General features: G+C 70.5%; 17 protein-coding genes and 1 tRNA gene. 4 read left to right on the forward strand and 14 right to left on the reverse strand.

Translation table 11 applies throughout. The features are described from left to right. Positions 1-112: 112 nt before the first annotated feature. Positions 113-1,243 carry a hypothetical protein gene (locus ABD976_RS24540; protein ID WP_345367169.1) on the forward strand — a complete coding sequence of 377 codons (1,131 nt, stop codon included), beginning with the start codon at positions 113-115 and terminating at the stop codon, positions 1,241-1,243. On the opposite strand, the gene ABD976_RS24545 is transcribed toward ABD976_RS24540, so the two are convergent. Next, positions 1,233-3,317: an NB-ARC domain-containing protein gene (locus ABD976_RS24545; protein WP_345367171.1), complete on the reverse strand. Its 2,085-nt coding sequence runs from the start codon at positions 3,315-3,317 to the stop codon at positions 1,233-1,235. The two genes, ABD976_RS24540 and ABD976_RS24545, sit on opposite strands and share 11 nt — an antisense overlap. A gap of 140 nt (positions 3,318-3,457) precedes the next feature. Here ABD976_RS24545 and ABD976_RS24550 point away from each other — a divergent pair. Next, positions 3,458-3,530, forward strand: a tRNA-Arg gene (locus ABD976_RS24550). Positions 3,531-3,821: 291 nt separating this feature from the next. Here ABD976_RS24550 and ABD976_RS24555 read toward each other — a convergent pair. The 4 genes from ABD976_RS24555 to ABD976_RS24570 are packed head-to-tail and all read right to left on the reverse strand — an operon-like array spanning position 3,822 to position 5,918. After that, a complete protein-coding gene (locus ABD976_RS24555) occupies positions 3,822-4,466 on the reverse strand; it encodes a hypothetical protein (RefSeq protein ID WP_345367173.1) in 645 nt (214 codons plus the stop codon). Further along, the gene (locus ABD976_RS24560; RefSeq protein WP_345367175.1) at positions 4,454-4,828 is read right to left on the reverse strand and encodes a YbaB/EbfC family nucleoid-associated protein; all 375 of its coding nucleotides are present in this window, start codon (positions 4,826-4,828) and stop codon (positions 4,454-4,456) included. The genes ABD976_RS24555 and ABD976_RS24560 overlap by 13 nt, the downstream gene beginning before the upstream one ends. A 28-nt stretch (positions 4,829-4,856) precedes the next feature. Beyond that, complete coding sequence (locus ABD976_RS24565; protein ID WP_345367178.1) at positions 4,857-5,501, reverse strand: WXG100 family type VII secretion target; 645 nt, start codon at positions 5,499-5,501, stop codon at positions 4,857-4,859. Positions 5,502-5,528: 27 nt separating this feature from the next. After that, positions 5,529-5,918, reverse strand: a complete 390-nt coding sequence (locus ABD976_RS24570) for a hypothetical protein (protein ID WP_345367180.1) — start codon at positions 5,916-5,918, stop codon at positions 5,529-5,531. Positions 5,919-6,714: 796 nt separating this feature from the next. Between ABD976_RS24570 and ABD976_RS24575 the strand changes: the two genes are divergently transcribed. After that, complete coding sequence (locus ABD976_RS24575; RefSeq protein WP_345367182.1) at positions 6,715-6,825, forward strand: lasso RiPP family leader peptide-containing protein; 111 nt, start codon at positions 6,715-6,717, stop codon at positions 6,823-6,825. A 111-nt stretch (positions 6,826-6,936) separates the two neighbouring features. On the opposite strand, the gene ABD976_RS24580 is transcribed toward ABD976_RS24575, so the two are convergent. After that, positions 6,937-7,311 (reverse strand): cupin domain-containing protein, encoded by a 375-nt coding sequence (locus ABD976_RS24580; RefSeq protein ID WP_345367184.1) that lies wholly within the window; start codon positions 7,309-7,311, stop codon positions 6,937-6,939. 267 nt (positions 7,312-7,578) lie between these two features. Between ABD976_RS24580 and ABD976_RS24585 the strand changes: the two genes are divergently transcribed. After that, positions 7,579-9,156, forward strand: coding sequence for an alkaline phosphatase D family protein (locus tag ABD976_RS24585; RefSeq protein WP_345367186.1), 1,578 nt, complete (start codon positions 7,579-7,581; stop codon positions 9,154-9,156). A gap of 52 nt (positions 9,157-9,208) precedes the next feature. Here the strand turns inward: ABD976_RS24585 and ABD976_RS24590 are convergent, their stop codons facing one another. The 8 genes from ABD976_RS24590 to lanKC all read right to left on the reverse strand — a co-directional run bounded on the left by ABD976_RS24590 (position 9,209) and on the right by lanKC (position 21,013). Then, positions 9,209-11,092: an FAD/NAD(P)-binding protein gene (locus ABD976_RS24590; protein WP_345367188.1), complete on the reverse strand. Its 1,884-nt coding sequence runs from the start codon at positions 11,090-11,092 to the stop codon at positions 9,209-9,211. Then, positions 11,089-12,390, reverse strand: coding sequence for a cytochrome P450 (locus ABD976_RS24595; RefSeq protein ID WP_345367190.1), 1,302 nt, complete (start codon positions 12,388-12,390; stop codon positions 11,089-11,091). Before ABD976_RS24595 ends, ABD976_RS24590 begins: the two co-directional genes overlap by 4 nt. Beyond that, positions 12,387-13,319 (reverse strand): ACP S-malonyltransferase, encoded by a 933-nt coding sequence (locus tag ABD976_RS24600; protein ID WP_345367192.1) that lies wholly within the window; start codon positions 13,317-13,319, stop codon positions 12,387-12,389. The genes ABD976_RS24595 and ABD976_RS24600 overlap by 4 nt, the downstream gene beginning before the upstream one ends. Before the next feature lie 37 nt (positions 13,320-13,356). Next, positions 13,357-14,349, reverse strand: a complete 993-nt coding sequence (locus ABD976_RS24605) for a DUF4429 domain-containing protein (RefSeq protein WP_345367194.1) — start codon at positions 14,347-14,349, stop codon at positions 13,357-13,359. Between the two features lie 116 nt (positions 14,350-14,465). Then, the gene (locus ABD976_RS24610; RefSeq protein ID WP_345367196.1) at positions 14,466-14,666 is read right to left on the reverse strand and encodes a hypothetical protein; all 201 of its coding nucleotides are present in this window, start codon (positions 14,664-14,666) and stop codon (positions 14,466-14,468) included. A 147-nt stretch (positions 14,667-14,813) separates the two neighbouring features. After that, a complete protein-coding gene (locus ABD976_RS24615) occupies positions 14,814-16,343 on the reverse strand; it encodes an MFS transporter (RefSeq protein ID WP_345367198.1) in 1,530 nt (509 codons plus the stop codon). 3 nt (positions 16,344-16,346) lie between these two features. Next, positions 16,347-17,822 (reverse strand): MFS transporter, encoded by a 1,476-nt coding sequence (locus tag ABD976_RS24620; RefSeq protein WP_345367200.1) that lies wholly within the window; start codon positions 17,820-17,822, stop codon positions 16,347-16,349. A 554-nt stretch (positions 17,823-18,376) separates the two neighbouring features. After that, positions 18,377-21,013 (reverse strand): class III lanthionine synthetase LanKC, encoded by a 2,637-nt coding sequence (gene lanKC, locus ABD976_RS24625; protein ID WP_345367202.1) that lies wholly within the window; start codon positions 21,011-21,013, stop codon positions 18,377-18,379. Between the last annotated feature and the right edge of the window lie 4 nt (positions 21,014-21,017).

Here is a 21,017-nt window from a genome sequence, read left to right on the forward strand (position 1 = left end):
CCGGAACCCGGAACCCGGAACCCGGAACCCGGAACCCGGAACCCGGAACCCGGAACCCGGAACCCGGAACCCGGAACCCGGAACCCGGAACCCGGAAGCGCCGGTGGGCGGCATGAGCAGGTGGGACACCGTCCGGCCGGAGCGCGCGGTGCTCGGGGTGGTGCGGACGCTGACCGCGCTGGACCGGCTGCTCGACGTGCTGCCGGTGCTCGCCGACGACCTGCGGGTGGAGACGCGGTTCGCGGTCGCGGCCGGATCGCCGTTCGGCGCGGACCTCGGCACGGCGTTGCGCGCGGCGGGCGTCCCGGAGGTGGCCTGGTCGCAGGCGGGGCGGTTCGACCTCGCGCTCTCCCCGAGCAGCAACGGCGCCCTGCACGAGCTCGGCATCCCGCTGGTGACGCTGCCGCACGGCGCGGGCCACGCGAAGCTCCGCGCCACCGAGCACGGCCACTCCCCCGAGGTCTCCGGCCTGTCGCGGACGCAGCTCCTGCACGGCGGCCGGGTGGTGCCCACCGCCGTCGGCCTGGCCCACCAGGACCAGGTCGCCGTGCTGCGCCGGAGCTGCCCGGAGGCGGTGCCGCGCGCGGAGGTGGTCGGCGATCCCTGCTACGACCGGCTCGCCGCGAGCCTGCCGATGCGCGAGCACTACCGGCGCGAGCTGGGCACCGGGGACCGCACGCTGGTGCTGCTGGCCTCCACCTGGGGCGAGCACTCGCTGTTCGGCGCCCGCGGCGGGCTCGCCGCCGAGCTCGTCGACCTGCTGCCGCCGGAGCGCTACCAGGTCGCCCTGGTGCTGCACCCGAACGTCTGGACCCGGCACACCCGGATGCAGCTGGAACTGTGGACCAGGCGGGCGCGGGCGGGCGGTCTGCTGCTGGTGCCGCCGCTGCGCGCGTGGCAGGCGGCGATGGTCGCGGCCGACGTCGTCATCTCCGACCACGGCTCGCTGACCTGCTACGCCGCCGCACTGGGCAAGCGCCTGCTGCTGGGCGCGTTCGGCGGGCACGAGCTGGTGCCGGGCTCGTCGGCGGAGCTGATCGGGCGGCGGGCCGAGCGCCTCAGCACCCCGAGCCGCGCGGCCGTCGACGCCGCCGCCCCGCTGCCCGGGCACGGCGAGCTGGCCGAGCGGACCTTCGGGCCGCGCAGCGCCGCCCGGCTGCGCGCCCTGCTCTACCGGCTGCTCGACCTGCCCGAACCGGACTGGCCGGTGCGGACCGAACCGGTGGAGCCGTTCAGTCCGTGAGCCGCTGCCGCACCCGCTCGGCCTCGGCGCTGCCCGCCTGGTCGTAGATCGTCAGCGCCTCCTCCAGCAGCGGCCGGGCCCCGGGGCGGCCGAGGGCGGTCAGCGCGTCGGCCAGCAGCACCAGCGGTTCGGCGAGGTCGAAGGAGGCACCGCGGCCGCGCACCGACGCGATCGCGGGTTCCAGCGCGGCCAGCGCCTGCTCGTGTTCCCCCCGGGCCAGGTGGATGCGGCCGATGGCGGTGGAGATCCGCGCCGGGGTGCGCCGGTCGTCGGGGAAGGCGGTGAGCCGGTCCAGGGCGCCGCGCAACGAGTGCAGCGCCTCGTCGTCCCGGCCTAGGCGGTGCAGGGACCGCCCGATCAGGTACTCCTGGAGCGCCACCCCGCGCGGACGGCCCATCCCGGCGTTGAGCTCCGCGGCGCGCTCGAACAACCCGATCGCCTCGGCGTGCTCCCCGCGCGCGGCCCGCACCTTGCCGTGGAACTCCAGCGCGGAGGCCAGCACCCGCCGATGCCCGGCGCGCTCGGCGATCCGGCAGGCCCCGGCCGACTCCTCCTCCGCGGCCACCGGATCACCGGATTCCACGAGGAGCTGCGCGCACAGGCTGCGCAGCCGGGCCTCGGCGGCGGACAGCCGCGCGCGCTGGGCGGCCTCGACGCCGAGCCGGAAGGCGCGCACCGTGTCGGCGTAGTGCTTGTGCTGCTGGTGCAGCGCCCACAGCGGGCCGTCGCAGAGCGCGATCACGTCCTCGTACCAGCCGCGGTCGTAGGAGATCCGGAGGACGGCGAGCAGGTTCAGCCGTTCGCGTTCCAGCCACTCCAGCGCGGTGACCTCGGTGTAGGGGTTCTCCCCGGAGACGTCGTCGTCGGCGATGCGCAACCGGCTGGGCTCCATCACCTTGCGGTCGCAGTAGGCGCCGTGCAGCCGGTACCAGTCGACGAGCCGGCGCAGCGCGTCCGCGCGGTGATCGGCGGACAGCAGCGCGGCGTGGGCCTGCGCGTGCGCCCGGATCAGCGCGTGGAAGCGGTACTGCTGCCGGTCGTCCTGGGTGAGCAGGCCGATGTCGTGCAGGTCGTCGAGCCGGTCGGTGGCGTCGCGGACGGTCAGCTCGGCCAGCACCGCGACCGCCTCCGGGCAGAAGTCCTCGCCCGGGAACAGCCCGAGCACCTGGTACAGCTCGCTCTCGGCTTCGGGCAGGTCGTCGAAGACGAAGTCCAAGGCCACGCGCACCACCGGTTCCTTCCGCAGCACCATCCGGTCCAGGCGGGTCCGCTCCTCGGCGAGCTCCTCGACCAAGCGCTGCACCTGCCTCCGCCGCCGATGGTTCAGCCGACCGGCCACCACCCGCAACGCGAGCGGCAACCGACCGCACAAACGGATCAACTCGGCGACCGCCGCGGGCTCCTCGTCCACCTCGACGCCGCACCGCCGGAGGTACTCCAGCGCGTCCTCGTGCGCGAGCAGCTCCAGCGCGACGGGCACCGCCCCGTCCCCGATCAGCTCCTCGGCGCGCTCGTTCGTGGTCACCAGCACCATCCCGGAGCCGGTCCGCAGGTCCAGGAACTCGGCGGGGTCCGCCGCGTCGTCGACCACCACCAGCACCGGGTCCCGCGCGGTCCGGGACCGGAACAGCGCGAGCGCGGTGCCGGGGTCGGCGGGAACGTCGCGCTCCCCCAGCGACCACAAGCACCGCCGCACCACGGCGTCCAGCCCGAGCCGGCTGACCTCGCGGGGGCAGAACACGTCCCCGCCCGGGAACCGCTCCCGCACCGCGTTGCCCCAGTGCGCCGCCAACGCCGTCTTCCCGACCCCGCCGATCCCGCTGATCACCGCGAACCCGGACTCCACCGCGTCCAAGGCCGCCACCGCCCCGACCCGGTCCACGAAGTGCGGCGGCGCGGCCAACAGCTCCCGAGGCACCGCGGATTCCGGCGGCACGTGCACGTGCACGCCCCCGGACACGCTCCCGGCCTGCACCAGCAACCGCGCGTCCCCGGAATGCACGTTCACCACACCGGTGTCGTCGCTCTCGGAGGCGCGGTCCTCGTCGCCCCGGGCATCCCTGTCGTCATCCACGGTGTCCACCCCAGCCAGCACGTAACGGCGCCCTGACCCTACGCGACCACCCCCAGCGCACGACCCCGTTCCAGCACCCCGGCACCGCCTGTCCCGCCCCACCCCGCCAGCAGGTACCCTCCAGGAGGTCGCACGACCACGCCCCCGTAGCTCAGGGGATAGAGCACCGCTCTCCTAAAGCGGGTGTCGCAGGTTCGAATCCTGCCGGGGGCGCTCTCCACCGCAGACCATGGTCGTGAGGGCCGATCCGGTTCGGGCTCACCCCCACGGAACCCCACTCTTGAGTCAGCTTCCCGCCTGCACCGAAGCCAGCGCCGCAGGGCTGCTCGCCTTGCGGTTCAAGTAGATGTCCTGCGTCATGCTCACCCGCTCGTGACCGAGGCAGTCCGTGATCTCCCGAGCCGAGAGCCCCGCCGCGTGGAGACCGAGTGCCGGAAGGCGAGCGTCAGCTTCATCGGCGCGCCTGCGGCCGTAGCTCGGAGAGCAGCACACCCGTCTCGGGCATTACTTCGGTTCGCCGAGCTCGGCGTGGACCTGCTGGGCGATGTCACGGGTGGCCGCCTCGTGCTGCTCCCGCGGCAGGAAGTGGTTGCTGAAGTCTCGATCGCCCCAGCCGCGGTACTCGACCGTGACGTGCGCGTTGGCCCGGCGGAAATCGACCGTGGCGACTTGGCTGCCCGGACCCTGATCTCTGCCCGGCTCGAAGCTGTGCCTGGATACGTCACCGATCACCATCGGCGGGCTGTCCGCGATCTCGCCAGGTCGTCCGCTCATCTGGTAGCTGCCCTCTGCTGCCCGGACGTTCGGATCACCATCTTCAGTCACCGATACCCGAATGGTGACGGTGATCTTCGCCTGCGCTGGATTTCCCCAATTCGGCGAGTGGAACGACTCCCATTCGCACTTGCTGGAACGCGTCGTATCCGTGTCGTTGGTCTCAGCGGTGTTCGGGAATTGAACCGCTTCCTGCCCGAGCTGTTCGACGATGCTCCGCTCCGACACCACGGAGCACGCTCCCGGATCCTCTCGATATCCCGATTCGGGCTGCGAGCACGAAGCAGTGGCCACGAGCAGGCCCACCCAGAGCGCACCGAACCGGAGACCACGTGGCTTGGCCACCTGCTTGCCCAGTCCGCTCACCGCAGCCACGTTGCGGACTCCTCTTCCACGTGGTCGTCGGCCCAAGAACGTTGCCGGTTTGGACTCTCCGGCGCAGGCCGCTCGTGACGCCCCTCCGCCTCGTCCTCGAACTCCAGATTTTCAGCCTTCCGGCGCGCCTCCTTCGTCGCTTCGTTGAACGCCTCGACCAGTCGGAATTCATCCCCTTCAAACACGCTGTTGGGAAGTATCCGACAGCGTTCCGTCCTGCCGAGCGCATCGACCCACACGGTGACATTTCCCGACGTGCCGGAAAAATTTCCCTGCAACACGGCTTCCGGGTTCTTGCTCGCCTTGTCGACGTTGCTCTGCAACTGCCGCATCGCCTGCGCGATGCGATCCTCAATATCCATGTAGCTTGGCCTCGACTCGCCGCTGTTGTCAGTTCTTGATCGTGCGGATCATTGTCATACATTGGTCGATCGCCGCCTGGGCAGATTTCTGGCGCTGCTCCATCGCCTTGAACTGTGCGGCTACGTATGCCACAGCAGCGACCAACGCGCCAACAATCGCGACAACAATCCCAATCACCTTGGTCACCACCGGTTCAGGAGCGGCCATTAGCGCAGTAGTGAGTCCACCGATCGCCGAAAGGATCCCACCGAAACCAGCGATTGTCGTCATGAGGTCACCGACGGACTGCTCGAACTTCCCAGCCATGTCAGTCAAAGAATCGGCAAGCTCGGCCAAAGGCTTGGAAATGTCACTCAAGGCGCTTTTCGCCTTGTCCGCCGCCGAGTTGAAGGCGATGAAAGCTTCACCATTCCAGCCTTGCTCGATGTAACTCTTCGCGTCGGTGATGCCCTCTAGGCTGTTCGCTACGTCGGTGCGCAACCCGCCAGTGCTCTCGGATTCTCCCCAGACGTTTTTTGCGACGTCCTTGATCGCCCCGGTATCCACCTTCTCGATAACTTGAAACTGAGGCATCAGCTTTCTTACCGGAGCACCAGTCTCATCGACAATCTTGTCAAAGCTCTTGACCGCTTCCCAGAAACCCGACGGGGCCATCTCAAGCGGGTTAGCCATACTAACTCTCTTCTCCAAACAGCCAAGTCAGCGGGGGTGGTCCATATTTGGCAGGCCGGATTCACCCTCTTCGTCCCGCCTGCGGTACTCCCGAATAGATTCGAAGACGTCTTGCGAAAGAACGTCTAATTGCTTCGAAGCCTCTCCGAGGAACCCGTCGACCGCGTCCACCGCCACTTGGTAGTAGACTCGGACGCTCTGCGCGAGCAGCGTCTCCATCTGGTCGATATCGGGACCCATCAAACCAGCAGCAGGGATAGGAAATTTGTCTCCGGATACCGATGGGATCGCCCCGTCGAGTGACGCGCGGTCGCGGAAATTCGCAAGAGGGCCACTGAGGGAGTCCCGGGCATCTCCAATTTTCATTCCGGCAATCTTCATAACACTGTAGTCACCGTGGAAACCTGGCCCGGCCATGGTCCTCCTCATCACGCGCAAGTCCGGTTCAAAAGTCATCGTGTCATGCCATGGCTCACCGGGGGCACTTTAGTGGAAGTTCCCCCCAACGGAGCAGCGCCAACCTCACGCTGTTGCTGGCGACACGGTCCGTTCGCCCCGGAGCTTGGCGAGAGGCTCAGCGAAATGCGCACCAATTGGCTGATTCGGGCAAAAGCACCAGAAGGAGCGGGCTTTCCACTCCGGCCGAAGGAGGCGTGACCGCAGATGACACGTCCAATGCCCAGGGCACGGCCCCTTCAATACAAAACGAGGTCGAGTACCGTTGTTCTCGGTACCAAACAGCGCTGGCCATGGCAAGAATCGCCGAATAGCAGGCGACACAGCTAGAGCCTCTGCCGTCAACTCTGTCCCTCCAGTTGCGACCGAGCGTCGAGCCGCATCTGCGCCACATGCGGAGCAGAAATCGGGAAGCAGCGACAACCGGGCACACCGAGCAGGTCACCGACCGTGCGGGAGGTGGACAATTCGGAGCTGAAGCCAGCACCGCAGCCACCATGTTGTCCTTCTCGGGGCCAACGCTGCTTCGGCCACCCCGCAGGCCCACTACAACGTCCCGAGGCCGCAGCCCTACCGAGATCCGCGCCTCCACGACCTCACCTGTCGCCCAAGCCGGGCACGAGGGGGCCCGTGCCGGGTGAAGGTGCTGCGACGACCCGGTGATGCGTTCGTCGGCGCCGTTGAACGGCTCGCGTCCCGCGCCGAGAGTGATCCGCGCGGGCACCGCCGCTCGCACCGCGAACGTTCGAGGAGAGCGATGGACACCACGACCTACACCGCACCCGAGCTGACCGAGGTCGGCGAGTTCGGCACCGACACCCTCGGTGGTTTCGGCGACGTCTACGACTTCGCGGGCTTCTACAACTAGGACGCCCCGCACTCGCCGGTCCCGCGCCTCGTGTTGGCGCGGGACCGGGGTCGAGTGTTCCCATCGCGATCGGCTCACCGCCGCCGCCCGGGACGCAGCTCGTCGGCGCGGTCAGGTTCGCTTGGCGTAGTCGGTGGCGCCGTACCAGTCGACGAGGACGACGTCCTCATCGCCGACGACCCAGGCGTCGTGGCCCTGGGGCAGGGAGCTGATCGAGCCCGGTCCGACGTCGAACTCGTCTCCGTCGGCCATCCGCACGCGCAGCTTCCCGGAAACGTGGTACTGGAAATGGGGGGCTTCGCACCACTCGGTGCCGACGAGGGGCTTGACGTCCCGGCTCCACTGCCAGCCGGGGTGCAGCACCAAGCGCCCGATGGCGCCGTCGGCCATGTTGAGGACCTCGGCCCGCCCGTGGTCGAATTCGCGGATCTCATCCGGGGCGTCGAACCCTCGGTGTTCGACGGTCTGCTGGCGCTGTGTGGTCATGGTCCGCTCCTCTCTGGTGACCGCCTCCGCCATTGTTTTACCGCCGCGAGTTCCCCGGCCAGGGGATTTCTGCCCGGCTGCCGACGGTGATCGGCGGCCCGCTGCGCCGATCGCGGTTCTCCCGCTACCGCGCGTCACCGATGCGTGGCCCCGGCATGGCTTCCTCGGTCCGGGCCGCGGGTGACGTTCGTGCTGTTCATCCGGTGCTCACGCGGATGGCGGTATACCTTCACCGTTCTGGCTGAGAGTGGGGTGGTTTCCCGAACGATGGAGGTCGTTGTGCCTGAGTTTTCGCGGCGTAGCGTGCTGCTGAGCGGCTCCTTGGCCGGTGCCGCGGCGCTGTCCACCGCGGCCGCGCTCCCGGTGGCCGCCGCACCCGGAGCGGGGGCGGCGCGGCGCGGTGAGGTCTTCACGCTGGGCGTCGCCTCCGGTGACCCGGCCCCGGACGGCGTGGTGCTGTGGACGAGGCTGGCGGCGGACCCGCTGGCCGAGGACGGCATGGGTGGGATGCCGGGCAAGGCGCTGCCGGTGCAGTGGGAGGTCGCCGACGACGAGCGGTTCACGCGCATCGTGCAGCGCGGTGAGACCCAGGCGGCCCCGGAGCTGGGCCACAGCGTGCACGTCGAGCTGACCGGTCTGCGCCCGGACCGCGAGTACTTCTACCGGTTCCGCGCGCAGGGATCGCTGTCGCCGACCGGCCGGACCCGCACCGCGCCGCTGCCGGGCGCCCTGACCACCTTGTCGATGGCGTTCGCGTCCTGCTCGCAGTACGAGCACGGGTACTTCACCGCCTACCGCCACCTCGCCGAGGAGCACCCCGACCTCGTGCTGCACCTCGGTGACTACGAGTACGAGTACGAGGCCGGGGATTACGTCGCGCCGGGCGGGAATCCGCGCGACCACCGGGGCCCGGAGACGGTGTCGCTGGCGAACTACCGGCAGCGGCACGCCCAGTACAAGACCGACCCGGACCTGCAGCACGCGCACTCGGTGGCTCCCTGGGTGGTCGTGTGGGACGACCACGAGGTCGACAACAACTGGGCCGACGAGATCTACGAGAAGCCGGAGACCCCGCAGCCGGACTTCCTGGCCCGCCGCAAGGCCGCTTTCCAGGCGTACTACGAGAACATGCCGCTGCGCCGCGCGCAGATCCCGAAGGGGATCGACCTGCGCCTGTACCGCCGCGTCCAATGGGGACGGTTGGCGACGTTCCACATGCTCGACACCCGCCAGTACCGCGATGACCAGGTCGGCGGCGACGAGTCCCCGACGCAGGACCCGGCCCGGTCGGACCCGAAGCGCAGCTTGACCGGCGCGGAGCAGGAACGTTGGCTGCTGCAGGGCCTGCGGTCGTCCGGTGCCCGGTGGGACGTGCTGGGCCAGCAGGTCATGTTCGCCGAGATCGACCTGCAGAACGGGGCGGAGAAGGGCTACAACCCGGACGCCTGGGACGGTTACGTGGGTTCCCGGCAGCGCGTCATGCGGGGCTGGCAGCAGGCGGGGACCCGCAACCCGGTGGTGCTCACCGGCGACGTGCACAAGCACTGGGCCAACGACGTCCACGACGGCGACCGGGTGGTCGCCACCGAGCTGACCACCACGTCGATCACCAGCGGCGGTGACGGTTCGCCCGAGCTGACGCCCGAGGAGCAGGCGTACCTGCGGGAGAACCCGCACGTGAAGCTGTACGCCAACCAGCGCGGCTACATCCGCACCACGTTCACCGAGGGCGAGGTGCGCGCGGACTACCGCGTCGTCCCGTACGTGACGAAGCCGGGCGCTCCGGTGGAGACCTTGGCGTCGTTCGTCATCGAGGACGGCAAACCGGGGCTCAACCAGGCGTGACGGTGCGGCGGCGTGCCGCTCGGGTGACCCGGGCCGCACGCCGCCCCTCCGGTCACGCCGGAGCGGGCTCCGGCGACGCGACGATGCCCAGGGCCGACCGCGCGAGGAGGTCGCTGATCTCGAAGAACCCGGACGCCACCGGGCCGTCCCCGGCCGCGTGCACCCCTGCCACGTACGGGCCGACCGCAAACCGCCTCGGGTGCGCGCGACCGTCCGCGTGCAGCAGCCGGTGGTCGCTCGCGCGGACGCCGATCTTGCCCGTGGTGTAGCCGACGCCCTGCTCCAGGTGCGTCCGCGCCGCGCATTCACCGCGGTCCCGGAGCCGACGCAGCAGGTCGTCACCGGTGTCGGGCAAGGTCGGCGCGCGCAGCCGCGACTCGATCAGGCAGCGGGCTTCGACCACGTCCGGGACCACCGGGCTGGCGGCGCGGAAGATTCCCCGCTCCGGGTCCGCGGTGATCGCCACGTCGGGACCGAGGAACCGGACCAGCCCGGCCCGCGAGAGGGCGAGGAGCTCGGCCAACCGTCGAGGGGGTGGTCCGCTGGTCACGAAGCTCACCAGCGGCAGGAACCCTTTCTCCAGCTCCAGCACGAGGGAACGCGCGGACAGGGCTTCCGACTCCACGAGCCCGATCAGCACCTCGACCGCCGCGAGCAGGCCGTTCACCGCAGCGAGCTGCGGGCTGTGCGCCGGATCGCAGCGGTGCCGCAGGTCGTCGTCGATGTACCGGCGGATCTCCCGCTGCAAGGCTTCGGCGTCGCCCCACGTCCCTTCCAGGTGCCCGTCGAGCAGGTCCCAGGTGAACCGGTCGGACTCCGCGGGCACGCTCCTCGCGACCAGCTCGTCCCATTCTCGGCCGCCCCAGTCGAGGTCCGCCAACGCGGCGGCGAAGTCGGTCCAGGTGCCGCGGACCCGGTCCGGGCGCGCGCGGAAGAACTCGCGGTAGTACGCCGCGGCGACCTCCTTCGACAGCAGCGGCCACAGGTCGCGGTCGAACTCCAGCGGCGCACCGCGCGACCGCGCCGCGTCCGCGGTGAAGTACCTCGGCAGCGGCTGCGGACCCGCGGGCAGTGGGTAGCCGAACTTGGCGTGGTACGGCAGTCCGCGCCGGGAACCCACGAACAGGACCGGTTCCCGCCCGCTCGAGCGGTAGGCGAGGCCGTCGCCGGTCTGCTCGAACCGGCCGCCCCTGCCTTCGCACAGCAGCGCCATGCAGTCCACGAACGTGAGGCCGAAGCCGCGCAGGAGGACCGGCTCGCCCGCGGGCACCTCCTGGATCCGCTCCTCGTCGAAGTAGCCGGAGGGGAAGTACCGCAACCGGTGCTGATCGGCGAACTCGGCCAGCCGCCGCTCCTCGGGGGTGGCCCGCGACTCGAAGTTCCCTTGGGCGAGGACGACCTGGTCGACCTCCAGGCGGGACCGATCGGCCAACGTCACCACCTGCGAACCGTCCGGACCGTCGGCGACGTCGGTCGCCCGCGTCCGGTGCACCACGATCCGCACCGACTCGGGAGCGGTCCCGACGACTCGGTCGAACACCCAGGTGAAGTACTCCCCCACCAGCGGCCGAGGCGCGAACGAGTCCCCGGTCAACCGCTGCGCGGAGGCCGCCTGCGCCGCGGGGAGTTCGTACGGGGCCACCGCCGAGAGCCACTCCGCGAACGAGGGCAGCGGGCCGGCGGGGCCGTGCACCGCGGCCTCCGGACCGGTGAACATCCGCACGGCGGCGACGGTGGAGTTCATCCACAGCAGGTCGGACTGGGCACGCCGCCAGATCCGCCCCGGGCCCGGTGGGAACGGATCGACCACGTGGACGTCCAGGTGCCGCCCCGTCGGCCGGTGCGCCGCCCAGGCGCACAACCGCTCCAGGACCGAGGTGCCGCGCGGGCCCGCCCCGACCAGGCAGATCGCCCGGCCCCGGTCGGTGGTGCTCATGCCGCACCGCGCAGCCGTCGGACGACCACGGTCGCCGCCTGGTCCGGTACCAGCGTCACGTGCCGCCGAACCGCCGCCTCCCCGGGGGCGTCGGTGGTCTCGAACTCGAAGCGGCGCAGCAGTTCCCGGAGCACCACGCGGGATTCCACCTGCGCGAACGTGGCGCCGAGGCAGCGCCGGTTGCCGATGCCGAACGGGACCCAGTCCGCCACCGCACCCTTCTCCAGGAACCGCTCCGGGCGGAAGCCCTCGGGCTCGGGGAAGGATTGCGCCGACCGGTGGAGCAGGTCGATGCTCGGCCACAGGTTGGTGCCCGCGGGCATCCGATAGCCCGCGAACTCGGCGTCCCGCGACAGCTTCCGGCCGATCTCCGGGACCACGGGACGGCTGCGCAGCGCCTCCTTGACCACCGCGTCCAGGTAGGTGTCGTCGCCCGAGTCGGCCGCGGCCCTTGCCCGGGCCAGCACCTCGGGGTGGCGGACCAGCCGTTCCAGGCACCACGCGAGTCCGGTCGCGGTCGTCTCGTGACCGGCCAGCAGCAGGGTCACGAGCTGGTCGTGGATCTCCTCGTCCGACATCGGCCCGTCCTCGACGTCGGCCCGCAGCAGCATCGACAGGACGTCGGTCCGCTCGTCGAGCCGGGGATCGCGGCGGTGCGCGGCGATCTGCTCGCCCAGCAGCGCATCGGTGCTGGCGCGCATCCGCTTGCGGCGCAGGCGGGCCGGGTGGCGGGCGAAGCGGACCTGCCCGGGCAGCGCGTCGAACCACGATCCGGAGTAGAGCAGCCGCAGGACCGAGCGCTGCACGCGCTCCTTCAGCACGACGTCGTCGATGCCCATCACGTTGCGCGAGATCACTTCCAGCGAGATGGCCTGCATCGCGGGCAGCGCGCGGACCGGCTCGCCCACCGGCCACTCCGCCAGGTTCGCCGCGGTGATCTCGCGCATCAGCCCGACCTGGTCGCGCACCGCCTTCCCGTGGAACGCGGGCATCATCAGCGCCCGGCTGCGGGCGTGCTCGGCGTCGTCGGTCACGAACACCGACCTGCGGCCGAGGACGACGTCGCCGAAGCTGTTGGCCTTCCCGGCCTGGAAGACGGCCGGATCGGCGCGCACCAGCGCCTTCACGTCGTCGCGGTCGGCGAGGAAGACGATCGTGCCGAACGGCCACACCCGGACGGTGAACCTGGTCCCGTACTCGGCGCGGCACCGCCGGACGTAGTCCTCCGGGTCGTTCCAGTAGCGCAGGGTCTGCACCAGCGCCGGGGTCGACGGGCCAGGCGGTAATCGGGTGCTCATGGTGGGCTCACCTCGCGGGCGCGTTCGCGGTCGGCGACCGTCTTCGGCGTGATCACGTCGGTCGGCAGCGCGTTGTTCGTGATCCGGGAGAACATGTTCCGGGGGCCGACGATGTGCGCGTGGTCGGCGCGGGCAGTGCGCATCCCGTCGACCACGGTGCTCCAGTGCACCGGGGTCACCCAGCCGTCCAGCAGGTCCCGCTTGATCTCCTCGGGGTCCGACAGCAGCCGCCCGCTGACGTCGGAGAGCATCGGCCACCTCGGTACGCGCCAGCGGACCTGGTCGTAGACCTCGGTTTCCAGCCGGTCGCGCAGCGGGCGCACGCTGGCGCAGTGCTCCGACCGGTTCATCGTGTAGAACGGGTGGCCACCGGACTCCCGGATGCGCTCCGCCAGCGGATCCAGGTCCGCCAGCGGGCCAGACACGGCGTGCACCGAGTCGTCCAGGTAGATCGACACCTCGACGTCGCGCCCGACCTCGCGGAATTCGGCGACGAGTTCGTCCACCTGCCGGGAGTTCAGCCGGTAGAAGAACAAGCACCCCAGGGGTTCGGCCAGCCCGTCGAAGTAGTCGACCTCCACCGCCGCGCTGCCGCGGACCAGCGCCAGTCCGTCCTCGTAGGACAGCACACCGGAGAACACGGCGGCGATGATGGCGCCGAAGCTCTGGCCGCCGCACAGGACCGGGTCGATCTCCACGTGGTCGAGGGCCCAGTCCGCGAGCGCCAAGGTGAGCACCATGAAGCCCGACTCGTAGACCTCCCAGTCGTAGACCTCCGCGGTGGCGTAGGAGTCCACGAGGGAGTAGCCGAGGAACTCGTCGGCCACCGAGATCCGGCTGCGCGCGTAGTCGTTGGTCCGGAGGAAGCCCTCGACCGCCGAGAACTTCGTCGGCACGAGACCGGGGAAGTAGAGCGCGTCACGGCGCACCGAATTCACCTTTCTCCGTTGCGGGGCGGGATCGCGATCAGATCCGGTCGAGCAGTTCGCGCTTCTTCTGCTCGAATTCCGCGCTGTTCAGGATGCCCGCCTGGTGCAGCTCGCCGAGTTCGCGGATCGTCGCGAGGATCTCCTCGCGCGACTCCCGGGGCTGCGGCGCGGCCGCCAACGCCGGGGGCCCGTCCGCGTTCCCCGGGTCGAGCGCTTCGGGTCGCGCCTCCTGGATCGCGGCCAGCACGGCTGCGGCGAACGGCAGCGAAGCGGCGGTGCCGCCGTAGCCGAAGCCGAACATCAGGGCACGGGCGTTGTCCTCCGGCGGCGCGTCGGCCCGCTCGCCGTGCGGCACCAGCAGGAGGTGACCGGATGCCAACCCGGGCTTGGCCCACTCGACGCCGGCGAGTTCGGCCACCGGGTGCTGCCGACGCGGCGCGCGGTGCTTCGCGCTGGAGGCGTCCGGGTGCCACTGGAACTCGACCGCGGAACCGTCGAAGAAGGCTTCGCCGTCGTAGCCCTTCAGCCGCCGCTGGGACCGGTCGACTTCGACGAGGAAACGCGGTGCGGGTCCGGCGGAATCGGGGTTCAGCGCGCAATGGTCGTTGATGTGGTCCGCGTAGTACCCGGCCAGTTCGTGCTGGTTCTCCGCCAGTTCGATCCGATGCGGTTCGGTGTCATCGGAAAGCTGCCCGGCCGCGACTTCGGTCAACGGATCGGCGCCGGGACGCAGGTGGAGCACCAACTGCGGATTCCCATCGCCGCCGGTCGCCGTGGCCCGCGAAATCGCCTGGTAGGGAATCGTCCGGTGCCGCAGCTTGCGCAACAGCCGGGGGTGCCCGAGTCCGCTCGAATAATTGATCTCGATGCGATCGTGCTCGAATACCCACGTGGCATTCGCCCCCACCAGCTCCAACCCCAGTCCCATGCGGTGAACGTACCAGGGCGGAAAAACCACCGGCAAGCGATCGCCGGAATTCATCCGCGCCCCGGCGATTCGGCGAAGCTCGGTGGCCGCCGCGACGGCCACCGACGCTCCCGACGCCCGATCCAGTCCTGTTAACCCAGATCAGCGCGTCGGACACCCCCAGGATGCCCACCCGGCACAGCGAGCTCGAACCTGCCCCGGCCGACTCGCCGACCGGCTCAGTCGAGCTTCTTGTTCTTCCCCGGAAAGAAGACGTAGGCCAGGGCGACGACGATTTCGACTCCCCCGATGATGGCCACCACGTTGCCCACCGTCTGCAATTCGAACGGGCCGATCTCGGTATCGCCCCCGTAGAACCGCAGCACGAGTCCGACAACCACCATCACCACACCGATGGCTATTGTCTTGACGTTGGACATAATTGCTTCACCTCCATATCCGATAGGTGTTCATGATCTTACCAGAGCACCCGCGCGCACCACGCGGCTTTTCGTGATATCGCCGCAGCGCGTCCGCGGCGAGCGCGGAACCGGTTGCGGCGGCAACGGTCGCGAAATGCGACATTCTCATCGAATCCTCCGGACCGGCGCTCGGCGCGCTGCACCGATGCGCGGGAGCGGCTGGGTCGGCGCCGCGTCCTCGGCGAGCACCCGAGCCCGTCTGCTCGGCACCGCATCGGGAATTCTGGGAATGGGTTGGGTCATCGGCGCCGCGTCGAACACCCGGGGGATCGGCTGGGTGACCGGCGCGACGTCGCGCACCCGCGGCAGCGGCCGCGTCACCTCGTCATCGGCGGTCCTGGCCGCGCCGCTCCGGGAATCGAGGCTGTGCAGGTGCCGGACGAAGATCAACCCGATGGCGAGCGCGAGATAGCAGCACCCGAGCACCAGCATCGTCATCCGCACGCCGACGCTGCTGATCATCCCGGTCGCCGCCGAGACGGCCAGCGGCGCGGGCGCGGACATGACCGTGTTGGCGATGCTGACGACCCGGCCGAACAACCGCTTCGGCACGCGTTCCTGCAACGCCGCCATGTAGAGCATGTCCAGCGGACTCGTCACCACCCCGGCCAGCGCCATCACCACGAACGTCGGCACCACGCCGAGGCGCATCGACAGCAGGAGCACCAGCCCGGCGAAGGCGAGGTAGACGCCCAGGTACGTCCGGCGCTTCGGCATCCGGTGCCCGATGATCCCGTAGCCGACCGTACCGAGCAGCGATCCGATGCCGAAAGCGCTGATCAACGCCCCGTACAAGGCCGGCTGGTGGAGGACTTCGGTCGCGTAGGCCGTCAGCCCGATGGAAGCGAAGCTCGTGTCGAAGGCGACGAACACCATCGTCGCCACGACCAGCGTGCGCAACACCTTGTCGTGGAACAGGTAGCGGAGCCCGACGCGGAACCGCCGGTAGTAGCTCGTCCCGTCCTCCGGGCCGGACCGCTGCCCGGGCGCGGCACCCGGCACGCGCGCCAGCAGCAGGAGCACCGACGTCCCGAGCATCCCGGTGCTCGCGTTGAGCAGGATCGTCCACTCGCTGCCCGCGAACGCCGCGATCCCGCCCGCGGCGAGCGGCCCCACCAGGTTCGACGAGGCGGTGACCGTGCGCAGCGTCGCGTTGGCGCGTTCCAGCGGCACCCCGGCCGCCCCCGCGAGCTGCGGCACCAGGCCGAACATGGCCACCCGGCCGGGTTCGTCGGCGATGCTGCGCACGAGCGCGAGCACCAGCAGCAGCGCCGGCGACAGCAGGCCGGCGATGTGCAGCAGGTAGACCGCCAACGTGGTCGTGGCGGCGAACGCGCTGGAACCGAGCAGGCTGGTGCGGAACCCGAGCCGGTCGACCAAGGGGCCCTGCAACAGCCCGGTGACCACCGACCCGCCGACGCTCACCGCTGCGATCCAGCCGGTGAGCGCGAGGTCCTGGGTGGTCTCCAGGACGAACAGCGGCAACGCAGCGGTACCGGTCACATCCCCGATGACGTTGATCGAGGAGCCGGCGAGCAGCGTGCGGTACGGCTTCCGGTCCCCGCCCGAGGCCCCGCCCGGGACTGCCGAGAACCGGACCGTGGGACCGTCCGCCGCCGCTCGATGCCGTGCCATGCCTCAGCCGCTGTTGTCGGGGGCCGTCTCGGAGTTCTCGGAGTTCTTCGCGGTGCGGGGGAACAGCGTGAAGAACAGCGCACCCGCGGCGTCGACCAGGTACACGATGACCCAGATGCGCCCCGCGGTGGTCAGCCACTCGGGACCGTCCAGCGGCGCCCCGAGCTCGGCGGCCAGCGACGAGGCGCCGAGCAGCCAGAGCACCCCGTGCCCGGCGACGAAGACGCCGCTGTGCCAGTACCAGTCGCGGCGGCGCCGGCGCGAGTGCTCGCGGTCGAGGACCGGGGCGTCGGCGCCCCGCGCCGGGGACGCCGCCTCGGTGGTCAGCGCACGCCAAGCGCGCGGCACCACCGCAGCGGTGAGGGCCAGGCCGACCGCGGCCGCCGCTGCGGTGATCGCGATCCCGGCGCTCTGGTAGAGCGCTCCGACGCCCGCCGTCCCGGCGGCCACACCCGCCAGTTGCGCGGTCTCGTAGTAGCTGATGCGCTGTCCGATCCGCCCACCCGCGCGGTCGGCGACCGCAGATTGCTCGGCGGGCAACGCGATTCCCAGCGCCGCGGCGGCGAGGATCCACACGAGGCCGAGCACCCAGGGCTCGGGCTCCGTCGCGAGTGCGCCGGTGACCAGCGCGCTGGCCAGCAACGCCAGCACGACCGCGGTCCGCTTGCCGAGCCGGGCCAGCACGTGGTGCGCGAAGTTCGGCACGACGATGAACGCGATGAATCCGGGCGCCAGCACCGAGGCGATCTCGTACGGGCCGTACTGGTGCTCGGTTTGCAGGTGCAGGATCAGCAGCAGGCTCATCCCGGCTTCCAGCGCCGCGGTCACGCCGCACACGACGAGGAACGGCAGCAGGCCCTTGGTCCCGGGCCGGTCCTCCCCTGACCGGTCTCCGGGCAGCGACTTCCCGGCCGCGGCGCGCACGGTGAACCCGAGGAGCACCGCGGCGACCACGCCGGAGGCCGCACCGAGCGCGAAGACCGCGGGATAACCCAGGTCTTCGAGCGCGACGAAGCACAGGACGTAGGCGATCAGCGCACCGGTCCCCTCGAAGGAGAGCAACCGGCCGAAACCCCGCCCGTCGGGATCGGATTCGGCGCCGACCCAACTGCGGACCCCCACCCAGAAGAACGAGCCACCGATACCGCTCAGGGCCGCCATCGCGAATGCCGGGGCCAATCCGCCGACCCAGGCGAATCCGATCAGCGATCCGGCGTGCAGCAGCGCACCGGCGGCGGCGACCGCGATCTTGTTCGCGCGGTCCACGAGAATTCCGCAGAGCGGCCGCGTCACCAATGCGGCTACCGCGCAGACCGCGACGAGCGCACCAATTTCGGCAGGAGACGCACCCAGGATCGCTCCGCTGTACAGCGGCAGGATGAATTCGAGCACCTCCATGGGACCGCCGGCGAAAGCGGCCGAATAGAGGACTCGTTCTGATCGCGGGAATCGCTGCCGATCGGCACTGTCGGTCATCATCGTTCCTGTTCCATCGGAGGAGCAGCGTGGAAAGAGCGGCGCGGGGCAGTATTGCACCCGCGCACCGCCGGGCGGCGACTCCGCCGGTCCAGCCGTCGGGCCGGACCGGCGGAACACCTGGTGGCGAACAGGACGTCGGCATCCCGGAGCGGATGCTCCGACCTCCAGCGCATGTCGGTCGAAGCCGAACCGCCCTACTCGCCACCCGGCGATCGCTCACGGCTGCTCCGCCGCGTTTTCCGCGGCGGCTTCATCAGCAGCCGCTGCTCCAGGTGCTGCCGGGCACCTGGGCCTCGGCCGCGCTGGTCTCCAGCGCCTGCAGGTCAAGAACGGACACTTGTGGTCACCTCCTCATTTCCTCTCGCAATTCTCCACCGCGCTTTTCGCGGCGGGGTCTCAGCAGTTGTAGCTGGCGGTGCTACCCGGCACCTCGGCCTCGGCCGCGGTGGTCTCCAGCGCCTGCAGGTCAAGAATGGCCATGATGTGTCTCCATAGCTCGGAAATAGCGACCCCCGCGCCGCGGACTACATCTCGACGCGGACAGTGGAAGAATATCAAGGACCACCCGGCCGTGAAGCCGTTCGGCGTATTTTCGCCGCATTTTCTCCGGCGTCGCGAACCGATTCACCGACGGCACTCCCGGGCGCCAGGAACGGCAGCGGTTCAACGCTCGGATCGTCCAGCGAGGCGAGCGCGACGAGCACCCCGGCATTCCCGGTGGCGAGATCCATGGCGAGCCGGAAATTGCCTTCGCCCGGAAATGCCAGGTGCCCGCGATAGCTCAGCGCGTGCCAGTGCAGCACCGCCAGGTGCGCGGTGACCGGTTCCGGCGGTTCCGCACCCGTGGCGTCGGCGAGCCGCGCCAACGCCGCCAGCAGTCCGGCCCGGCCGTTGAACAACCCGGACTGCACCACCAGCGTGCTGCGGCTGCTGTCGTGCAGACCGGTCGCGCTCGCCGAGATCCGCTCGTCGGGCACGTGCCGCAGCACCTGCTCGGCGACCAGACCGATGCCGGCCGATCCCACGTCGAGGTAGGGCAGGACGCGGAATCCGCCGTCCACCTGGAGGGTCCCGTCCGGGCGCCGGACGCACAGGTCGAGGTCCCGGTGCAGGGCGCGCACCGCCAGATCGAGGTGCCGACGCCGACCGGTCCGTTCGTAGCACCGGAGGAAGAACAGCGCCGGACCGGTCCACCCGCGCAGCAGACCCCCGCGGGTCCCGGCCTTCCTGAGCCCGGCGCGCTGCGCGGTGGAGTCGATCCCGTGCGGCCGCCCGCTCTCGACGGCCTCGGCGAGCCGGTCGGCGATCTCCCACGCGTGTTCGAGGTGCCCGTCGCCGGACAGGTGCAGGTGGTTCAGCCCGATGCCGGCCAATCCGCTGAACAGGCTGACGTCGCGCGTCCTCGCCACGTCCCCGGCGGCTCCGGCGACGAGCTCGTCGGCGAGCCCGGGATGCCCGAGCAGGTCGAGGACGTGCGCGGCGCCGTGCGCGCCGTCGAAGAAGCCGGGGCGCTCCGCCGCCCGCCAGGCGCGGTCGACGAACCACTGCTCGTGCGCCGGGTCGACGGGCCGCCCCGTCGTCCGCAGCGCCCACAGCACTCCGGCCGCGCCGAAGGCGAAATCGGTGCCATCGTTGTGGAATCCCGGCACGTCACCCGGGAACAGCCGGTCGTCGCGCTCCGGGGTGGCGCTGGCCCGGATGGCCAGCGCCAGGGACTCGCACGCGGCTTCGCGACCCGGCGCATCGGTGAACCGGGCCTCCGGCGCCGTGGCGACCTCCGATCCCGGCGCGGGCGGACGTGCGCGGCCTCGGACCAGCCGGAGCACGTCCGGCGGCAGGTCGAAGTGCTCCTCGGCGGCGGCGACCAGTTCGCCCGCCTTGCCCGGGGCGAGCGCGCTGAGGCTGGTCAACGGGACGAACAACCACAGCGCGAGGACGGCCAGGGCTTGCTCGTCGATCTCCGCGCCGCGCGCGTCCGGGTCGGTGAAGCCCGCGTAACCCATGTGCTGCCGCCGCGCTTCGGCGATGTCCGAAGTGGCCTCGAAGTCGACGAGCCCCACCTGGTCGTCCTCGTCGACCAGGATGTTGGCCGGGTGCAGATCGCCGAACACCACGCCGCGGTCGTGGATCCGCCGCACCAGGTCGACCACCCGGCGCAGGACCGCGACCGCGCGCTCGACGTAGGCGCGCTCGGCGCCCGGATCTCCCCGGGGACCGACCAGCGGGTGGTGCAGCGCGCCCCACGCCTGCAACGTCATGCCGGGGATCCGGTCCAGCACCGCGAAGCGGTGTTCCCACACGTCGACGACCTCGTGCACGCGCGGCACGCCCGGGACCTCCGCCAGCTTCCGCAAGGCGCGGACCTCGTGGTCCAGGCGGGCGATCGCATCCCGGCCCGCCGAATCCAGCCCGGCCATCGGGCGCGCTTCTTTGAGCACGACCTCGCGGCCATCGCCGGTGCGCTCGGCGAGGTAGACGCCGCCACCGTTGGAGAAGTGCAGCGCCTCCACGATCCGGTAGTCGAGCGCCGCCGACTGCGCGCGACGCGCGGCCAGGTGCGGTGCCAGGAAGTCCGGGGTGGGCGCCCAGTCCGGCACCGCGAAGAACGGGCGCCGGTCGTCCGGTACCAGCGCCCCGTCCGGGCGCTCGACGGCCAGCACCTGCTCACCGTCCTCGGTGAAGCAGTACCGGGGCGCGAACCCGCCGAACCGCACGTACACGGGACCGTCGCCGATGCGCAGGTCGCTGAGGATGTACGGGCCGCGCTGGCCCGCCAACGCCTCCGACAGCGCGTCGACCGCGGTCTCCAGCTCCGCGTCGTCGACCGGGTACAGGGTGAGCAGCTTCCCGCTCGCCGAGCGCGGTGCGTACTTCAGGCTGTAGGCCGTCACCAACCGCTCGGTGCGCAGGAACTTGAACGCGATGCCCGCGCCGAAGCAGTACCGCGCGACCACGTCGAGCACGTGCTCCGCGTTCTCCGGGGTCGCCGAGATGTGGATCTTCCACCCCTGGTCCGGCAATTCCAGGTCCACCGGGCGGAACATGCACCAATCGCCGTTCCCACCGCGGGTCCAGCCGTCCCGGTCCCCGTTCTCCGCGCGGTCGAACGTGCTCTCCGCCGCCCGCCAACGCGAGGGCGTCTCGTAGAAGAACCGATCCGCGAGCGAATACAGTTCCAGGTCTTCACGCATGCGA

This window comes from Saccharopolyspora cebuensis, from assembly GCF_039542665.1.
GTDB lineage: Bacteria > Actinomycetota > Actinomycetes > Mycobacteriales > Pseudonocardiaceae > Saccharopolyspora > Saccharopolyspora cebuensis.

Coding starts and splice junctions, on each gene's coding strand:
- ABD976_RS24540 (WP_345367169.1), top strand. CDS start 113: ATGAGCAGGTGGGACACCGTCCGGCCGGAGCGCGCGGTGCTCGGGGTG.
- ABD976_RS24560 (WP_345367175.1), bottom strand. CDS start 4,828: ATGGATATTGAGGATCGCATCGCGCAGGCGATGCGGCAGTTGCAGAGC.
- ABD976_RS24565 (WP_345367178.1), bottom strand. CDS start 5,501: ATGGCTAACCCGCTTGAGATGGCCCCGTCGGGTTTCTGGGAAGCGGTC.
- ABD976_RS24570 (WP_345367180.1), bottom strand. CDS start 5,918: ATGGCCGGGCCAGGTTTCCACGGTGACTACAGTGTTATGAAGATTGCC.
- ABD976_RS24575 (WP_345367182.1), top strand. CDS start 6,715: ATGGACACCACGACCTACACCGCACCCGAGCTGACCGAGGTCGGCGAG.
- ABD976_RS24580 (WP_345367184.1), bottom strand. CDS start 7,311: ATGACCACACAGCGCCAGCAGACCGTCGAACACCGAGGGTTCGACGCC.
- ABD976_RS24585 (WP_345367186.1), top strand. CDS start 7,579: ATGGAGGTCGTTGTGCCTGAGTTTTCGCGGCGTAGCGTGCTGCTGAGC.
- ABD976_RS24590 (WP_345367188.1), bottom strand. CDS start 11,092: ATGAGCACCACCGACCGGGGCCGGGCGATCTGCCTGGTCGGGGCGGGC.
- ABD976_RS24595 (WP_345367190.1), bottom strand. CDS start 12,390: ATGAGCACCCGATTACCGCCTGGCCCGTCGACCCCGGCGCTGGTGCAG.
- ABD976_RS24610 (WP_345367196.1), bottom strand. CDS start 14,666: ATGTCCAACGTCAAGACAATAGCCATCGGTGTGGTGATGGTGGTTGTC.
- ABD976_RS24615 (WP_345367198.1), bottom strand. CDS start 16,343: ATGGCACGGCATCGAGCGGCGGCGGACGGTCCCACGGTCCGGTTCTCG.
- ABD976_RS24620 (WP_345367200.1), bottom strand. CDS start 17,822: ATGATGACCGACAGTGCCGATCGGCAGCGATTCCCGCGATCAGAACGA.
- lanKC (WP_345367202.1), bottom strand. CDS start 21,013: ATGCGTGAAGACCTGGAACTGTATTCGCTCGCGGATCGGTTCTTCTAC.